At 49.5% G+C, this 15,844-nt stretch carries 16 protein-coding genes and 1 pseudogene; 9 read left to right on the top strand and 8 right to left on the bottom strand.

Translation table 11 applies throughout. The features are described from left to right. Positions 1 to 27 precede the first annotated feature (27 nt). Complete coding sequence (locus OGY83_RS07040; RefSeq protein ID WP_286635573.1) at positions 28 to 1,053, bottom strand: sensor domain-containing diguanylate cyclase; 1,026 nt, start codon at positions 1,051 to 1,053, stop codon at positions 28 to 30. A gap of 186 nt (positions 1,054 to 1,239) precedes the next feature. Between OGY83_RS07040 and OGY83_RS07035 the strand changes: the two genes are divergently transcribed. Beyond that, positions 1,240 to 1,488: a putative hemolysin gene (locus tag OGY83_RS07035; RefSeq protein WP_286635572.1), complete on the top strand. Its 249-nt coding sequence runs from the start codon at positions 1,240 to 1,242 to the stop codon at positions 1,486 to 1,488. A 7-nt stretch (positions 1,489 to 1,495) separates the two neighbouring features. Here OGY83_RS07035 and OGY83_RS07030 read toward each other — a convergent pair whose 3' ends face one another. Next, on the bottom strand, positions 1,496 to 1,843 hold the full coding sequence (locus OGY83_RS07030) for a DUF488 domain-containing protein (protein ID WP_079938496.1): 348 nt from the start codon (positions 1,841 to 1,843) through the stop codon (positions 1,496 to 1,498). 198 nt (positions 1,844 to 2,041) lie between these two features. Between OGY83_RS07030 and OGY83_RS07025 the strand changes: the two genes are divergently transcribed. Further along, positions 2,042 to 2,749 (top strand): CTP synthase C-terminal region-related (seleno)protein, encoded by a 708-nt coding sequence (locus OGY83_RS07025; protein ID WP_123266995.1) that lies wholly within the window; start codon positions 2,042 to 2,044, stop codon positions 2,747 to 2,749. Between the two features lie 37 nt (positions 2,750 to 2,786). On the opposite strand, the gene OGY83_RS07020 is transcribed toward OGY83_RS07025, so the two are convergent. After that, a complete protein-coding gene (locus OGY83_RS07020; RefSeq protein ID WP_123266996.1) occupies positions 2,787 to 3,974 on the bottom strand; it encodes a CynX/NimT family MFS transporter in 1,188 nt (395 codons plus the stop codon). 99 nt (positions 3,975 to 4,073) lie between these two features. Between OGY83_RS07020 and OGY83_RS07015 the strand changes: the two are divergent. After that, positions 4,074 to 4,866, top strand: a pseudogene (locus tag OGY83_RS07015) (AraC family transcriptional regulator); the annotation flags it as partial. On the opposite strand, the gene OGY83_RS07010 reads toward OGY83_RS07015, so the two are convergent. From OGY83_RS07010 to dgcJ, 3 genes are all read right to left on the bottom strand, one after another. Further along, positions 4,849 to 5,295 carry a DUF441 domain-containing protein gene (locus OGY83_RS07010; RefSeq protein ID WP_016152803.1) on the bottom strand — a complete coding sequence of 149 codons (447 nt, stop codon included), beginning with the start codon at positions 5,293 to 5,295 and terminating at the stop codon, positions 4,849 to 4,851. The pseudogene OGY83_RS07015 and the gene OGY83_RS07010 sit on opposite strands and share 18 nt — an antisense overlap. Positions 5,296 to 5,433: 138 nt before the next feature. Continuing rightward, positions 5,434 to 5,937: a YbaK/prolyl-tRNA synthetase associated domain-containing protein gene (locus OGY83_RS07005; protein ID WP_191233744.1), complete on the bottom strand. Its 504-nt coding sequence runs from the start codon at positions 5,935 to 5,937 to the stop codon at positions 5,434 to 5,436. A gap of 44 nt (positions 5,938 to 5,981) precedes the next feature. Continuing rightward, positions 5,982 to 7,472 carry a diguanylate cyclase DgcJ gene (gene dgcJ, locus OGY83_RS07000; RefSeq protein ID WP_286635571.1) on the bottom strand — a complete coding sequence of 497 codons (1,491 nt, stop codon included), beginning with the start codon at positions 7,470 to 7,472 and terminating at the stop codon, positions 5,982 to 5,984. Between the two features lie 164 nt (positions 7,473 to 7,636). On the opposite strand from dgcJ, the gene OGY83_RS06995 reads away from it, so the two are divergent. Continuing rightward, positions 7,637 to 8,407, top strand: coding sequence for a class I SAM-dependent methyltransferase (locus OGY83_RS06995; protein WP_123267000.1), 771 nt, complete (start codon positions 7,637 to 7,639; stop codon positions 8,405 to 8,407). Between the two features lie 13 nt (positions 8,408 to 8,420). Next, entirely contained in the window at positions 8,421 to 8,831 is a 411-nt protein-coding gene (locus OGY83_RS06990; RefSeq protein ID WP_286635570.1) for a hemerythrin domain-containing protein, read from the top strand. Positions 8,832 to 8,916: 85 nt separating this feature from the next. Here the strand turns inward: OGY83_RS06990 and OGY83_RS06985 are convergent, their stop codons facing one another. Together OGY83_RS06985 and yeaG are read right to left on the bottom strand one after the other, a co-directional pair. Further along, the gene (locus OGY83_RS06985; RefSeq protein WP_286635569.1) at positions 8,917 to 10,200 is read right to left on the bottom strand and encodes a YeaH/YhbH family protein; all 1,284 of its coding nucleotides are present in this window, start codon (positions 10,198 to 10,200) and stop codon (positions 8,917 to 8,919) included. A gap of 121 nt (positions 10,201 to 10,321) precedes the next feature. Next, positions 10,322 to 12,256 (bottom strand): protein kinase YeaG, encoded by a 1,935-nt coding sequence (gene yeaG, locus OGY83_RS06980; protein ID WP_003030707.1) that lies wholly within the window; start codon positions 12,254 to 12,256, stop codon positions 10,322 to 10,324. A gap of 433 nt (positions 12,257 to 12,689) precedes the next feature. Here yeaG and OGY83_RS06975 point away from each other — a divergent pair, with 433 nt between their 5' ends. From OGY83_RS06975 to OGY83_RS06960, 4 genes are all read left to right on the top strand, one after another. After that, on the top strand, positions 12,690 to 13,436 hold the full coding sequence (locus OGY83_RS06975; RefSeq protein ID WP_079938579.1) for a MipA/OmpV family protein: 747 nt from the start codon (positions 12,690 to 12,692) through the stop codon (positions 13,434 to 13,436). Between the two features lie 580 nt (positions 13,437 to 14,016). Next, the gene (locus tag OGY83_RS06970; RefSeq protein WP_148043801.1) at positions 14,017 to 14,259 is read left to right on the top strand and encodes a hypothetical protein; all 243 of its coding nucleotides are present in this window, start codon (positions 14,017 to 14,019) and stop codon (positions 14,257 to 14,259) included. Positions 14,260 to 14,269: 10 nt separating this feature from the next. Then, positions 14,270 to 14,620, top strand: a complete 351-nt coding sequence (locus OGY83_RS06965; RefSeq protein ID WP_191227409.1) for a hypothetical protein — start codon at positions 14,270 to 14,272, stop codon at positions 14,618 to 14,620. 179 nt (positions 14,621 to 14,799) lie between these two features. Next, the gene (locus OGY83_RS06960; protein WP_286635568.1) at positions 14,800 to 15,654 is read left to right on the top strand and encodes an aldo/keto reductase; all 855 of its coding nucleotides are present in this window, start codon (positions 14,800 to 14,802) and stop codon (positions 15,652 to 15,654) included. Positions 15,655 to 15,844: the final 190 nt, after the last annotated feature.

Genomic DNA, 15,844 nt, shown 5'->3' with positions numbered 1-15,844 from the left:
TTTAAAGACGAGCCAGCATAGCAGGGCTTAATGTACGACAAAAGGGGTTTTATCCTGACGCTTTTTATCCTGATACATTGCGCTGTCTGCAAGATGAAGTGCACAGTTTACATCAGTCTCCAGCGGATCAATTTCCACCACACCCAGGCTGGCACCAGGATAAAACAGATGAATGTCACCCAGGTGGTAGTCACCGCAAATCTGCTGTTGCAGCTGATTTTTCGCCTGCTGCAGACGTATACGCTGATCCTGTTCATCTTCCGCTGACAGGCTAACGACTAAAAATTCGTCGCCGCCCAGTCGACCGAGAATATCATTATCACTACATTCACGGAGCAGGCGCTGCCCAATCTGGATCAGGAACTGGTCGCCAACCTCGTGGCCAAAGCGGTCATTGATCAATTTGAAATCATCCAAATCGATATAGGCGACAACTATCTTCTGTCTGAGGTGGCGGGCAAGCGAAAAAAGGGTCTCTACATTTTCAAAAATTGCGCGCCGATTCGGTAATCCCGTCAGGGCATCGGTGTAGGAGTGAGTAATCAGCGCGGCGTTTGCTTCACGTAACTGAGCAACCAGCGACTCTTTTTGAATAGACTGGGCGATCAGACCGGCAAACAGGTGTAATACTTGTTCCCCACGTTGGCTCAATGCCTGCTGGTGGCGGCTGGTCGCGCAGAGTGTACCGTAAAACGTTCCATCCGGAAGATGAATGGGAGTGCTCAGAAAGGTGGTGATGTCCAGTGCGCGAGCGGCGGTACAGTCCGGCCAGCGTGCGGGCACGTTGTCGCTGTACAGACAGTTTTCCTCAATAGCGCGTTTGCACAGCGTTTCATCCCACGGCACGGACAGCCCTTCGGGGATCTGCATTTGGCGGCTATTACGTGCATACAGAATATGCTGCAGACGGGCATCCAGATCGACCTTGGTCAGGTAGGTCGATTCCATCTCAGTCACCATCTCCAGCATCTCCAGAAGTTGGCGAACCAGACTCTCAACTGACTGCTCCGTAGCTAAGGATTGTGAGACTCTGGCAAGGATCATGTCCGACATGAGGTGTAAATGCTCCTGAGTAATGACTGGGCTGACGTTGCCCGCATGATAGAACATCGAGGTGAAAGATGAAACACGCCATCCAGTTCAGAATGTAAACATAAAATGGATAGCTGGCAGGAAAACATGGAGATAGATGGAAAGTCGGGGTAATCTGCCAGAATAAGGTTTTTAACAGGAGTAAATATGAAACTTGCGTCTATTGTTTTGCCTGGATTGCTGGTGCTGGCGGGGTGTACCACGGAACCGGAAGCGCCTGTGCCACCGAAAGTTGGCATGGCGAATCCGGCATCGGTGTATTGCGGACAGAAGGGCGGCTCGTTGATTGCGGTGCAGACTCCGCAAGGTGTTAAGTCTGACTGCAAACTACCCAACGGGGAAGTAATTGACGAATGGTCACTCTGGCGTAGAGATCATCCGGCAACGGGCAAGTAATAGGCAGTCAACATTGACGTAGCCACTCAGCGAGCACCAGCGCGTGGTTTTGCTGGGTGTTTTTCGCCGCATACAGTAGCGTTAAGGTTTGCTGTCGGGCAATCTCTGCGAGGCGCTTTCCTTCTTGCTGCTGTTGGGCCAGCTCTGCGCGATATTGTTCGGAAAAGTGTGAAAAATCGATCAGTTCTGCGTGGAATGCTTTGCGCAATTCAGAGGATGGTGTCAGCGTTTTATTCCATTCGTTGAAAGTAAGGTCGGTCTTTTTTATCCCGCGTGGCCACAACCGATCGACCAACACGCGATAACCATCGCTTTTTTCTGCCGGGTCATATACGCGTTTACACTGAATCTTCATCTCTTCATCCGCTCCTTTCAGCTACCGCTCAGGTATTGCTCATCAATTTTATTACGGTTAAATAAGATCGTAAAACGTGACCATTATAGCATTTTGCCCGCCCTGACTCCCAATTTAAGGGATTGTGATACCACCAAAAAGTCGGTAGGCTGAGGCTCCTTATGCTGTCCCTTATTGTCAGGACACAAGGAAAGCTTAATGGAAATTTCCCCAATTAAAGATACGCTTCGCATTGCGCTGGTGGGCGATTACAGCCCCGATATTGTAGCGCACCAGGCTATTCCCCTTGCTATCGATGATGCTGCCGCCGTCCTGGAATTGGTGGCTGATTATGACTGGCTAACTACATCTGATATCAACAGTAGTGAGGACTTGGTTGGCTATGATGCCATCTGGGTCGTTCCAGGCAGTCCGTATCGCCATCTTGAAGGGGCGCTAATAGCGATACGCTACGCGCGTGAAAACAGCATCCCCTTCCTGGGAACCTGTGGCGGTTTTCAACATGCGATTCTGGAGTATGCCCGCAACGTGCTGGGCTGGAGCGACGCCGCCCACGCCGAGACGGACACCACGGGTAGAATGGTGATAGCACCATTGACCTGCTCGCTGGTAGAAAAGACGGATGATATTGAGTTGCGGGCCAATACGCTGATTGCCAAAGCCTACGGGCGGGATGTTATCACCGAGGGATATCACTGTAACTATGGTGTATCGGAGGATTTTGCCGCCGAGCTTGAAAGCGGCGATCTTCGGGTGACCGGCTGGGATGAAGCTGGTGATATTCGTGCCATTGAGCTGGTGACGCATCCATTTTATGTCGGCACGCTCTTTCAGCATGAACGCGGAGCTCTGGCGGGAAAACCCGTGCCGTTAGTTCAGGCGCTGCTGCGCGCCGCGCGCGAATAAAAATACGGGCAGGTTGTCCACGAACCTGCCCTCTGCATTATGCGCTCGCGATCTCCCGATTGCGCCCCGCGCACAGACCAAACACCGCCATCAGCATCGCTAACACGGCGACCCCACCAAGAGGAATCAGCCAGCTACCGTTGAGGTCGTGAATTTTCCCCATCAGCGGTGGTCCGCAGGCCGCCAATAAATATCCGACAGACTGTGCCATGCCGGAGAGGGCAGCAGCCTGATGTGCTGAGCTTGCGCGCAGGCCAATAAAGGTTAAGCCGAGGATCATCGTCGCGCCTGAGCCAAAGCCAAACAGGATGGTCCATAGCAATGCCTGATCAGGCATCATGGCGAATCCCGCCGCACCGACGGCGCACATTAATGAAACCAGAGCGGCGATGGCGCGTTGATCCTTAAATCTGTTCAGGACGAGAGGAATCAATAATCCCGGCGCGGCGGTTGCCAGTTGCAGTAAACCATGCAGCGAACCGGCCTGCGCCTCGCTGTAGCCGTGGCTGATCAAAATGGCGGGCAGCCAGCCGATGATGACATAGTAGATAAGCGAATTGATCCCCAGAAACAGCGTTACCTGCCAGGCGAGGCTGGAGCGCCAGATCGCGCGGGAATGCAAAGCGCGCGAGTTGCTCAAACTGGCATTGGCCGTCTGGCGGCATTGGGGTAACCAGATAATCAGCGCCAGTAGCGGAAAGGCCATCAGTACCATCAGCGCACCGCGCCAGCCAAACCCGTTCAACGCCAGCGGTACCACAATGGCGGAACCCAGTGCTGCTGCCGCGCCCATGGTCAGCGAGTATGCGCCAGTGAGTTTCGCCACATGCTGAGCAAAATCGCGCTTAATCAGACCGGGTAACAGCACATTTCCCAACGCGATTCCGCAACCAATGATGGCGGTGCCGCTAAACAGGAACCCTGGTGAGGGCAACGAACGTATCGCAATACCAGCGCAAATCAGTAGCATAGCGACAAACAGGCTACGTTCTATACCCCAACGGCGTGCAACGGCGGCAGCCAGAGGTGAAACCAGTGCGAAAGCCAGCAGTGGCAGGGTGGTCAGAAGCCCCGTCTGGGCGGTACTCAGACCGTAGTCGGCGCGAATTGCATCCAGCAACGGGGCTGCACCGGTAAAGGTGACGCGCAATGTGGTGGCAATCATCAGGATCCCAGCGATCAGCAATGCTGCGCTCTTGCCACGGGAGGAAGGTGTATTTGTCATTTTTTTCTCATATCGTCAGGCGAGGCGATACCTTAGCGTTTTTACTCAATGGATGAATCAAGCTAAAATGACAGTTTATCGCTTAAATCGGACATTTTTATGTTAAGACTGAGACTGGATGGATACGAACCCGATCTTCACCACGATGCGGCGGTGGCGTTTTGTATTCAGGCCCGGGAAGATGAACTTTTCAGTCCGCTGCATCAGCACCGTAAAGGCCAGTTGATTCTGGCGCTGCATGGCGCGATCACCTGTGAGGTTGAGAATGCTATGTGGATGGTGCCTCCGCAATATGCGGTGTGGATCCCCGGTGAAATTCCACACAGCAACCACGTTACCGTTGGCGCACAATTGTGCTTTTTGTTTATTGAGCCGCAGGCCGTCGTGATGCCCGATCGTTGCTGCACGCTGAAAATTGCTCCGTTGTGCCGGGAGCTTATTCTGGCGCTGGCATCCAAAACAGATGCTCAACGACTGGAGCCAGCAACCCAGCGGTTGACGCAGGTGTTGTTTGATGAACTGCCGCAGCAGCCCCAGGAGCAGATGCAGTTACCGGTTTCCGATCACCCGAAAATTCGCAGAATGGTCGCAACGATGGCGAGAGAGCCTGCACAATGGCAGACGTTGGGACAATGGGCCAGCGTATTTGCGATGAGTGAACGTAACCTTGCTCGTCTGGTCGTCAAAGAAACGGGGTTGAGTTTTCGCCGTTGGCGTCACCAGCTCCAGCTGATTCTGGCGCTGCAGGCGTTGATTGATGGCCGCAATGTACAGCAGGTTGCGCAAATGCTCGGGTATGATTCGACCACGGCATTTATCACTATGTTCAAAAAAGGCCTGGGGCAGACGCCAGGCCGTTATCTGAACGGGCTGGCTACTGCTTCCCAACAATCAACGAGACCAGACCTGCCGCAATAAGCGGCCCCACCGGCACACCGCGAAACAGTGCCACGCCCAGTACCGTGCCCACCAGTAATCCGGCAACAAGCTGGGGCTGGCTGCCCATTAGCGTAACACCGCGCCCACCAAGCCAGGAGACAAATACCCCAATGGCAATAGCAACCAGTGATTTCCAGTTCACAAAGGAGTGGATGAGTGTGGAGGGCGGTAGCGTTCCGCTGGCGATCGGCGCCATGACACCAATGGTCAGAATGATAATCCCGACGGTCAGGCCCTGTTTTTCAATCCAGGGAAAGAAGGTATTCAGAGGGGTAACACGGACTATGATCAGCACCAGAATTGAAACAGCGACAGTGGTGTTGTGGCTGACAAAGCCCAGAGCTGCCAGTCCGAGCAGGATCAGCAGAGTGACATCAAACATCGTAGTTTCCTTGCCAAAAGAAAAAATAAGCCTGCTTACTGTACGCGTAAATGCGTGACGGAACAGGCTTTTTTTAATGATTATGATTTTTTTTAGGCTAACGCACGAAGCGATGTTTTTTACTGCTAACTCGGACAGTTACTGCTCGCGGCGGAACGGGATTAATTCCGGTTTCGCGATGCGCAGGTAATCCGCGGTATCCATGATCACGGATTTTTCCAGCACCCCGGCATTAAATGCAATTTCATTAAAACGCGCAAACAATAGCGGGTCGGCGACCAGCTTGAGATTCGGATGAAAACTGAACGGTGGGATAGCGCCAAATACGCAGCCAGTCAGTTCATCTACCTCCGCCGGGCTGGCAAGTGACGCTCTCAACCCGCCAATATGGCTGGCCAACAGGCTCAGGTCGGCCTGCTGATCGGCAGAGAGGATCGCCAGGACATGCTGATTGACGCCGTTGCCTTTTACTTTGCAAACCAGCGCTTTTGCACCCTGACCCAGTGCGGTACCGCGAATTTCAGAAACTGCTTCACATTTGCCTACGGCTTCATGGCTGACTACGCGGTAGGTCGCACCGTGTTCAGACAACAGGGAGATTAAACGCTGGTGCGTTGCGTTACCTTTGTTCACTTCTGTCATGACTTACTCCTGGTACAACAATGAAAATCCTGTCAGAAAAATGATTACGCATCGGTGCGTTTTTTCTGTTTGTTCAGGTAGAGCTGTGCATCAGATGCTTTGTAGGCATCATCAATGGTGTCGTTTGGCTGCATATTATAAATCCCGACAGAGAAGCTGATTGATATATCTTGCGCAATAATTTGTAAGTTATAGCGAATCCTCTCCAGCAGGCGGTGCGTTAATTCACTGGGGTGATCGATGAGGATAATGCAAAACTCATCGCCGCCGAGGCGGATGGCATAGTCGCTTTTGCGAATGGACGTTTGGATGGCTTTGGCCAGAATGGTGATAATGCGATCGCCTTCCTTATGCCCCAACGTATCATTAATAACTTTTAGTTTGTCGCAATCAATGGCGATAAAGGTCACGAGGGTGCCTGAGTTTACTAACTGCTGTAAACGCTGTTCGAGCGCAGGCGTTAAAATTTTACGGTTGTAGAGCCCTGTCATCGCATCACTGACATTTTCCCGCGTGACGTTGTGATACAGCCGAAAATGCGTTCTGACCATATTCAGCAGCAATATCGTTGCCAGTAAATAGAAGGCAAATATCTTCCAGGACGAGACAATAAAGTACATAACATCAAGTGAGAGGGTGATGCGTATACCGCCAGGAATGTCCTTCTCATAGTGAACATAGCGGAACAGATCGGATTCACTTTTATGAACGAGAATCTCTTTACCTGAACTGGTGTCAGAGACCGTGACGTCAAGATAGCGCCAGACAAGAGGGCGGTCGCTGGTATAGAAAATATTCTGTAAATTCTCTTTGTTAATATCCACCATCACCACACCTTTTAGCTTATTGGCGTAGTAAACCGGTGTTAAAAAGCTCATCACCTTTTTCTCGGTCAGGTTATCTTCATAAATACTGGAGATCACCGTGCGGCCAGTGAAAATACCGTCAATATCATTCTGGTCGATTCCCAGCGTACCTTTTTGCAAAAACGACCAGTTGTGTATCGCAAATTTCCGCGAGTCGATCAAATCATAGAAATAAACGTAGTTATTTTTGAGATCGACGTAATATCGAAATTTATACTCCAGCGTCCCTAATCCCTGACCGTAATCTTTCTGCTGACGATTAACATTGACCGCCCGGTCAAAAGAGGGAAGCAGAAAAATGTCATCAAGCTGTTCGCTACATTTTGTTGAGGTGGTCTGCAACGTACCGTGTAATGGCAGATAGTTGCGTTTAGTGAGATTGAACCCATGAGTGCCGTTAACGCTGCCGAAAGCGGAGCAAAGTGTTTTTTGCTGTTCGAGAGAGGCTGGCTCCTGGGGGGACGAAAATGTACGCATCAGATGGGCTGCGATGCTCTGATTTGTGTACTTATCATAGAGAAACGATGAGTCGGCTTTCTCATTGATATAGCGCATGTACGCATTCATTGCTTTATCGCTGGCAATGAGCTCATAAACCAAAAAAGAAGACGTCAAAACAATTACGCTGACGGAGATAAAGAGCCTGAGCGCTTTATGATGCAATTTCATAATGATTTACAGCCCTGTAAGTCTGATACTTCAGTCTATCACACGGCATACATCCGCTCTAACGCTACGGGCAAGGACATTTTGTAATAAAAATCATTCGCGCGCTTCACCTTTAACTCTTAATGTTGTATTTATAATGCAACTTATAGAAAGGAGACAGGCCAATGAGCGCGACTGAAAAAGCGGGTCATACATTTTTAGCCAGCCTGGGCAAAACCCGTCTGCGTCCGGGCGGCGTTGAAGCAACAGAATGGTTGTTTAGCCAGTCACAGCTGACGCCCGGCAGCCAGGTGCTTGAAGTGGCGTGCAATATGGCCACGACGGCGATAGAGTTAGTTCAACGCTATGGCTGTACGGTATACGCCATTGATATGGATAAAACCGCACTGTCAAATGCAAGGAATAACGTAGCGGCAAATGGTCTGGAAAATCACATTCATGTAATGGCTGCAAACGCCAACACTCTTCCTTTTGCGGATAACAGTTTCGATGTTGTGATTAACGAAGCCATGCTGACAATGTATGCCGATAAAGCGAAGGCGAAGTTAATTGCCGAATATTATCGTGTGTTGAAGCCCGGTGGGCGTCTGCTCACCCACGATATTATGTTCACCGCCCAGAAACTGGGTGCGAGCGATCAGGGCCAGCTTGTCGATGTGGTGAAATCAAACGTTAGCCCAATGACCAGACAAGGCTGGCGTGATTTGTTTCTTAACTGCGGGTTCGAACAGGTCCTGCAGCAGAATGGCAACATGTCGCTGATGTCGCCGCGTGGATTAATTCGTGATGAAGGGCTTACAGGGGCGGTTAAAATTGTGTTTAACGGCTTACGCACGAGCGAAAATCGTCGTCGGTTCCTGAAAATGTTTCGCTTCTTTCGTTCGCAACGTCATCAACTCAACTACATTGCCTGCTGCTCTGTAAAGGGAAAATAAAAAGGACAAACGGATGAATATTGATAAAATGAAAAATCAGCATGTTGAAATCCTTGAGAAAATTTCATTTTTACGTAAGTTGAGCCAGGCAGGTGTATCATCCAATGCGCAAGAAATTGCTACTGCGATCGTTAGCATGAGTGCGATTATAAAAACGCATCTGTCTGCTGAAGATCAGTTCCTTTATCCGCATATTGAGCAGGATGGAAATAGCACGCTCAGACAGGTTAGCTCAACATTTCAACGCGAAATGACGGATATCGTCAGCGATTATGATGTATTTTCCCGGCGCTGGAATATTGCCAGTAAATTAATAGGCAATGATGAAGCATTCAGACGCGATGCCAACACTGTTCTACGCAAAGTGTTTGAGCGTATGCCAAAAGAAAATAAAGATTTCTATCCGCTGGTGGAAAGGATGTAGTGTCATTTTACGTTTTGAGCGGAACGCATCACACCCGTAAAAAATCAGCCAGAGAAGATAACCTCTGGCTGATTTATTTAGGTGGTTAACTGTTGCTGGTCGTACTTTGTTTATGAAACAGTTCGCGGAATACCGGGTAAATATCATCCTGGTCGCGGATATGCTGCATCGCAAAGTTATCAAAGGTTGATTGCAGATGTTCGTATTCACGCCACAAGGTTTGGTGAGCGCGGCGAGTGATTTCGATATAGCTGTAATAGCGTACCACTGGCAGCAGCTTTTTCGCCAAAATCTCATGACACAGCGGTGAATCATCTGCCCAGTTATCACCGTCCGATGCCTGTGCAGCATAGATGTTCCACTGGGCAGGGTTGTAGCGATCTTTCACCACTTCATCCATTAACTTCAGCGCACTGGAGACAATGGTTCCCCCGGTTTCCTGAGAGTAGAAGAACTCGTGCTCATCCACTTCTTTCGCCTGGGTATGGTGGCGAATATAAACCACCTCCACGTTCTTATAGGTCCGGCTTAAAAACAGATACAGCAGGATATAAAAACGTTTAGCCATATCTTTGGTCGACTGATCCATCGAACCAGAGACGTCCATCAGGCAGAACATTACCGCCTGGCTGGAAGGGTCGGGGCGTTTTTCATAATTCTTGTAGCGTAAATCAAAGGTGTCGATAAATGGCACGCGTTCGATTTTTGCCCGCAGTTCGGCAATCTCTTTGCGTAACCGTTCCTCTTCCAGCAACTGCGCTGGTTCGCTCTTCGCGATGGTTTCCAGATTCGCTTCGAGCGCATGCAGTTCGCGACGCTTACCCGCTGTCATCGCCGTGCGGCGCGCCAGTGAGTTTTGCAGGGATCGCACCACGCTGATGTTGGCAGGCACACCGTTAGAGGTAAAACCTGCCCGGTGAGTTTTGTACTCCGTTAACTGACGCTGCTGATTCTGCTTCAGGTTAGGAAGTGCTAAATCTTCGAACAACAGATCAAGATATTCATCTTTAGAGATCTGAAAGACGAACTCATCCTGACCCTCACCATCCTGGCTGGCCTGGCCTTGTCCGCTTCCTGAACCGCCACCGCCGCCCTGTGGACGTTCAATGCGGTCATTCTGCACAAAATGGTCGTTACCCGGATGCACGCGATGGCGCAGGCCACCACGTCCCTGATGAAACATTGGTTCGCTAATATCATCAGTCGGAATAGAGACAGATTCGCCGCTATACACATCAGTCACCGAACGCTTGTTAATGGCCTCGGAGATCGACTGTTTAATTTGCGATTTATAACGGCGTAAGAAGCGCTGGCGGTTTACCGTGCTCTTGTTTTTGCCGTTAAGACGCCGGTCAATAAACCAGGTCATAAGCCCCCCGTACTGCCAACTGTTCGCCATGTCTGTAAGTGCCGGATGGCGCTGGCGCTATCCGGCCTACGGAACATTGTTTTGCAAGCCCGGTAAGCGCATGCGCTACCGGGCACTTATGTTAAGACGATTTACGTACGCGCAAATACCATTCGCACAGTAAACGCACCTGTTTACGCGTGTAGCCTTTTTCCATCATACGGTCGACAAAATCGTCGTGTTTTTTCTGCTCGTCAGTCGAGGTTTTAGCATTGAACGAAATGACCGGCAGCAGCTCCTCGGTATTGGAGAACATTTTCTTCTCAATAACCGTGCGTAGTTTTTCGTAACTGGTCCAATTTGGATTGCGACCGCTGTTATTCGCTCTGGCACGCAGAACAAAGTTGACGATCTCGTTACGGAAATCTTTCGGGTTACTGATACCCGCCGGCTTCTCAATTTTCTCCAGTTCTGAGTTCAGTGACTCGCGGTCAAACAGCTGACCGGTATCCGGGTCGCGATATTCCTGATCCTGAATCCAGAAATCCGCATAAGTGACATATCGGTCGAAAATGTTCTGTCCGTATTCGGAATAGGATTCGAGATAAGCCGTCTGGATCTCTTTGCCGATGAATTCAGCATATTTCGGGATCAAATAGCCTTTCAGGAACTCAAGGTAACGCTCAGCTTGCTCCTGCGGGAACTGTTCACGCTCGATTTGCTGCTCCAGCACGTAAAACAGATGCACTGGGTTAGCTGCCACTTCGGCATGGTCAAAGTTAAAGACGCGAGAGAGGATCTTAAACGCGAAACGCGTGGACAGGCCATTCATTCCCTCATCAACCCCGGCGTAATCCCGATACTCCTGATAGGATTTCGCTTTTGGATCGGTATCTTTCAGGCTTTCGCCATCGTAAACGCGCATCTTCGAGTAAATGCTCGAGTTTTCAGGTTCTTTCAGGCGAGAAAGAATAGTAAAGCGAGAGAGTGTTTCCAGTGTGCCCGGTGCGCAAGGCGCATGGGTCAGCTCACTGTGGTTAAGCAGTTTTTCGTAAATTTTGATCTCTTCAGAGATACGCAGGCAATAAGGCACTTTGACGATGTAAACACGGTCAAGGAACGCCTCATTGTTTTTGTTATTACGGAACGTTACCCATTCAGACTCGTTCGAGTGGGCAAGAATAATCCCGTTAAACGGCAGGGCAGAGATACCTTCTGTCCCGTTGTAGTTTCCTTCCTGGGTGGCGGTCAGCAGAGGATGCAGCACTTTAATCGGTGCTTTAAACATCTCAACGAACTCCATAATCCCCTGGTTTGAACGGCACAGTGCACCCGAATAACCGTAGGCATCAGGATCGTTCTGGGCGTGGTGTTCGAGTTTACGAATATCCACTTTCCCGACCAGCGCAGAAATATCCTGGTTGTTTTCATCACCAGGCTCCGTTTTAGCGATTGCGATCTGCTCCAGAATAGACGGCCAGACTTTGACGACGCGGAATTTTGTAATATCCCCACCAAAATCATGCAGACGTTTCGCAGCCCACGGCGACATGATCGTACCGAGATAGCGACGCGGGATCCCATACTCTTTTTCCAGGATCTGTGCGTCTTCCTGTGGATTAAACAGGCATAACGGATGATCGTTTACCGGGCTACGTTCGCCATTGGCGCTCAGGACATAAATCGGTACTCGTTGCATCAGCGACTTCAGTCGCTCAGCAAGAGATGATTTCCCCCCTCCCACAGGCCCCAGCAGATACAAAATCTGCTTCTTCTCTTCCAGACCTTGAGCCGCATGCTTCAAATAAGAAACAATTTGCTCAATGGCGTCTTCCATGCCGTAAAACTCTTCAAAGGCGGGATAGCGTGCAATTACCCGATTCGAAAAGAGTCGAGAAAGTCGAGGTTCGTGGGCAGTGTCGACCATGACAGGCTCACCAATAGCCATTAATAGCCGCTCTGCCGCGTTGGCATAAGCACTGCGATCTTGCCGACAAGTGGTAAGAAACTCCTGCAGCGTGAACTCTTCGTCCTTGGCAGCTTCATAACGCTGGCGATAGTGATCGAATATATTCATGGTATGCCGTCCTTTCGTTTTTTAGCACATGTTAAGAGCCGTTCATATGAATAGTAGAGGCCCCTGAAGAGGTAAACTGAACGACGTCGCTGCTGAAGAAATAAGCAACTCTCATGCCATTTTGGTGGTCAGGAGATCAACGTATTCGGTGATACACCTTCTAAAATTAAGCGTAGATGGCATTTGCAAAACTTGCCTGTGTGCGCAAATGAATTTCAATGGCATATCAATAACTCATCAGCAAAAAAAGCACATCTTATGTAAAGAAATGGGGCAGGATTCATGCGGTGTTCACCGTCCTGCAAGCAAAATGTCATCACTCGCTGAGAAATTAGGGGGTTACATTCTGGGGCGAATACGTAAAATAGTTGGGCTGAAGCGTATTGGCGGTTACACTTTGACCGCTACACATTTGAATAAGGAATTATGGATTGTGACCAAACTCAAACTTCTGGCACTTGGCATCCTTGCCGCAACCGCAGTTAGCACAGCACAGGCGGAAAGCCAGTGGACTGTTGGCGCGGGTGTCGGCGTGATTAACAGCCCATACAAACAGTATGACCGCGATGTGTACCCTGTTCCGGTTGTCACCTATGAAGGCGATAATGTGTGGTTCCACGGCTTGGGTGGCGGTTACTATTTGTGGAATGACACGACAGATAAGCTTTCCATCATGGCGTACTATGATCCGACGCACTTCAAGCCGGGTGATAGCGATAGCCATGCTTTACGCCAACTCGACAAGCGTAAAAGCAGCATGATGGCCGGCCTCTCGTATGTACATAACACCCAGTATGGTTTCCTGCGTACCGCACTGGCGGGTGATACCCTGGATAACAGCAACGGCTTTATCTGGGATCTGGCCTGGCTCTACCGTTACACCAATGGTGGGCTGACTCTGACGCCGGGTATCGGTGTGCAGTACAGCAGCGAAAACTACAACGACTATTATTATGGCGTGTCCCATCACGAGTCTCGCCGCAGTGGTCTGAATAGCTACAACGCTGACGATGGTTGGGATCCTTACCTGGAGTTGACCGCGAGCTATAATTTCATTGGCAACTGGAACGTATACGGCACTGGCCGTTATGTGCGTTTGAGTGATGAAGTGAAAGACAGCCCGATGGTCGATAAGTCCTGGTCTGGCATCTTCTCGGTGGGTGTGACCTACAAGTTCTGATGCCACTGCGTGTCAAACACTAGCCCGCATCTGTGCGGGCTTTTTTTGTGCGTGACGGAGATGAATATTGATCTAAAACATGAGATTTGATTTTTTGTGCTGTTTTGGCATACCGCCTGGACGCAACGAATATTTAACGTATTTTACCTGCCGTAATTACCAAAATTAAACCTGTTACTGGATTAATCTTAAATATTTGTGTTTGGCAAGGGGGGAGTATCTACACAATTTTACGCATAATTGTCATACGTGAGTGATTTGCTTTTATGCAATATCTTGATAATCTTCTGATTTATGATTGTAGTAATAATCTTTTATTTGTTATCGTGTGCCATAAAACAGTTGATAACTATTTCAGCCTTTTTGAATGATGTTGAAAGTTAACTTTCATTTGAAAAAAAGAACATTGCCCAATTTATTTTTAGTTTACATCTTTAGGTATTTATCTGAAAAAATTAAAATTGACATTAATTTATCCATTGCAGATATTAATATAACTTAAAAGTTAAGACAGTAACTCTGCGTGGCTGAGGGTATTACATGCCATGTGGTTTTCTTGAGAATAAACCTGGTATAAATAATGAGAAAGTTAATCATGATAGCGGTGATGGGGGGACTTCTGGCGGGATGTTCCACTGAGGCTTCACGCATGAATGCTTGCGAAAGCAAGGGGGTGAGCCGCGATGCTTGCTATATTGCGGAGCAAAACCGTCAGGCGACAATCAATGCTGCCGCTGAAAAACAGGCTATGGAAAACGCGCAGAACGTGTATGGCACAAATGATACAAATTCCAGTCATCACCACAAACACGATAAATATTAAGGTTTAACTAATGAAGAAATTAATTTTTATCGCTGCTCTGGTTGCTTCCTCTGCTGCGCCTGCGTATGCCATCAGCGAGGCTTACCGTCAACAGTTACAGCATGAACATAAAACAATGGTCAGTGACGCGAATGCCCCAATGCACGCCAGTAAAACTACCCCAGTGCATGTGAATAAACTCGGAGTGGACTTTAAACGTGGCGCTGATGGCATTGCTTATATTAATGGCAGTCCTGCGGCAAATGATGAGAATAATCCAGAAGCTCAGTCTTATAGCGCAGGTTTGATTTCCGTTATCGTCTATAAAAACGGAAAAATCAACGCCATGAAAGAGGGCAAATATTTAGGTCGGTTGAAATAACCACTTCGCAGCTAAGATTTTGTATCATTTCGGCCCGGGAACATCAGCTGTTCCCGGGCTTTTTATTTCGATCGCATTAACCATCGGCTTCCAATCAATGATGGTGCAATTTGTGCACCCTAACAGGACACATGCACGTTGTTTTGCTTTACTGTGGTGCATTAACACAGGAGGGTGCGATGACAGCGAAACAGGTGACGTTTACAAACCAGGTATCGCTTCCTGCTATTGGGCAGGGAACATGGTACATGGGCGAGGATCCAAGCCGACGCCGGGATGAAGTGTCTGCGCTGCAGGCCGGACTGGATCTGGGCCTGCGATTGATTGATACCGCAGAAATGTACGCTGATGGTGCAGCGGAGGAGGTAGTGGGTGAAGCATTAACGGGGCGGCGTGATAGCGCTTTTTTAGTCTCGAAAGTTTACCCATGGAATGCCGGTGGACAGAAAGCCATTGCCGCCTGCGAAGCGAGTCTGCGTCGACTGAAAACTGATTATCTGGATCTCTATTTGCTGCACTGGATGGGCGATTTTTCATTTGCAGAGACCGTCGATGCCATGGAAACACTGATTGCGCAGGGGAAAATCCGCCGTTGGGGCGTCTCAAATCTCGATTATGATGATATGCAGGCGTTATGGCAGGTACCCGGTGGAAGGGAGTGCGCAACTAACCAGGTGCTTTACCATTTAGCCTCGCGCGGTATTGAATATGATTTACTGCCGTGGTGCCAGCAGCAGCAGATGCCGGTCATGGCATACAGTCCGCTGGCCCAGGCGGGACGACTGCGTGGTGATTTGCTTTCTAACTCTGTGGTGAATGACATCGCGCACGCGCACAATGTTAGCGCTGCACAGATTTTGCTGGCATGGGTGATTCATCAGTCGGGTGTAATAGCCATTCCGAAAGCCGCAAGCGTAGCGCATGTCGAACAAAATGCCGCTGCGCTGGAGATAACGCTCTCTGTAGATGAGCTTAAGCAGTTAGATAAGGCATATCCGGCACCAAAAGGTAAAACAGCGCTGGATATGGCCTGATTTACCAAATGCCGATGCTCACGCAGCTTATCAGACCTACGGCTGCGTGTAGTTCGTAGGCCGGATAAGGCGTTGGCAGCATCCAGGCACGGTGCGCGGAACTGCCTGATGCGCTGTGCTTATCAGGCCTACGGCTGTATGTAGTTTGTAGGCCGGATAAGGCGTTAGCCGCATCCGGCATGGTGCGCAG

Source organism: Citrobacter sp. Cpo090, assembly GCF_030332665.1.
GTDB classification, from domain to species: domain Bacteria; phylum Pseudomonadota; class Gammaproteobacteria; order Enterobacterales; family Enterobacteriaceae; genus Citrobacter; species Citrobacter portucalensis.
This window is presented reverse-complemented; position numbering and strand designations above follow the sequence as displayed.

Coding starts and splice junctions, on each gene's coding strand:
- OGY83_RS06985 (WP_286635569.1), bottom strand. CDS start 10,200: ATGACCTGGTTTATTGACCGGCGTCTTAACGGCAAAAACAAGAGCACG.
- OGY83_RS06990 (WP_286635570.1), top strand. CDS start 8,421: ATGAATATTGATAAAATGAAAAATCAGCATGTTGAAATCCTTGAGAAA.
- OGY83_RS07030 (WP_079938496.1), bottom strand. CDS start 1,843: ATGAAGATTCAGTGTAAACGCGTATATGACCCGGCAGAAAAAAGCGAT.
- OGY83_RS07020 (WP_123266996.1), bottom strand. CDS start 3,974: ATGACAAATACACCTTCCTCCCGTGGCAAGAGCGCAGCATTGCTGATC.
- OGY83_RS07010 (WP_016152803.1), bottom strand. CDS start 5,295: ATGTTTGATGTCACTCTGCTGATCCTGCTCGGACTGGCAGCTCTGGGC.
- yeaG (WP_003030707.1), bottom strand. CDS start 12,256: ATGAATATATTCGATCACTATCGCCAGCGTTATGAAGCTGCCAAGGAC.
- OGY83_RS07005 (WP_191233744.1), bottom strand. CDS start 5,937: ATGACAGAAGTGAACAAAGGTAACGCAACGCACCAGCGTTTAATCTCC.
- dgcJ (WP_286635571.1), bottom strand. CDS start 7,472: ATGAAATTGCATCATAAAGCGCTCAGGCTCTTTATCTCCGTCAGCGTA.
- OGY83_RS07035 (WP_286635572.1), top strand. CDS start 1,240: ATGAAACTTGCGTCTATTGTTTTGCCTGGATTGCTGGTGCTGGCGGGG.
- OGY83_RS07025 (WP_123266995.1), top strand. CDS start 2,042: ATGGAAATTTCCCCAATTAAAGATACGCTTCGCATTGCGCTGGTGGGC.
- OGY83_RS06960 (WP_286635568.1), top strand. CDS start 14,800: ATGACAGCGAAACAGGTGACGTTTACAAACCAGGTATCGCTTCCTGCT.
- OGY83_RS07040 (WP_286635573.1), bottom strand. CDS start 1,053: ATGTCGGACATGATCCTTGCCAGAGTCTCACAATCCTTAGCTACGGAG.
- OGY83_RS06995 (WP_123267000.1), top strand. CDS start 7,637: ATGAGCGCGACTGAAAAAGCGGGTCATACATTTTTAGCCAGCCTGGGC.
- OGY83_RS06970 (WP_148043801.1), top strand. CDS start 14,017: ATGAGAAAGTTAATCATGATAGCGGTGATGGGGGGACTTCTGGCGGGA.
- OGY83_RS06965 (WP_191227409.1), top strand. CDS start 14,270: ATGAAGAAATTAATTTTTATCGCTGCTCTGGTTGCTTCCTCTGCTGCG.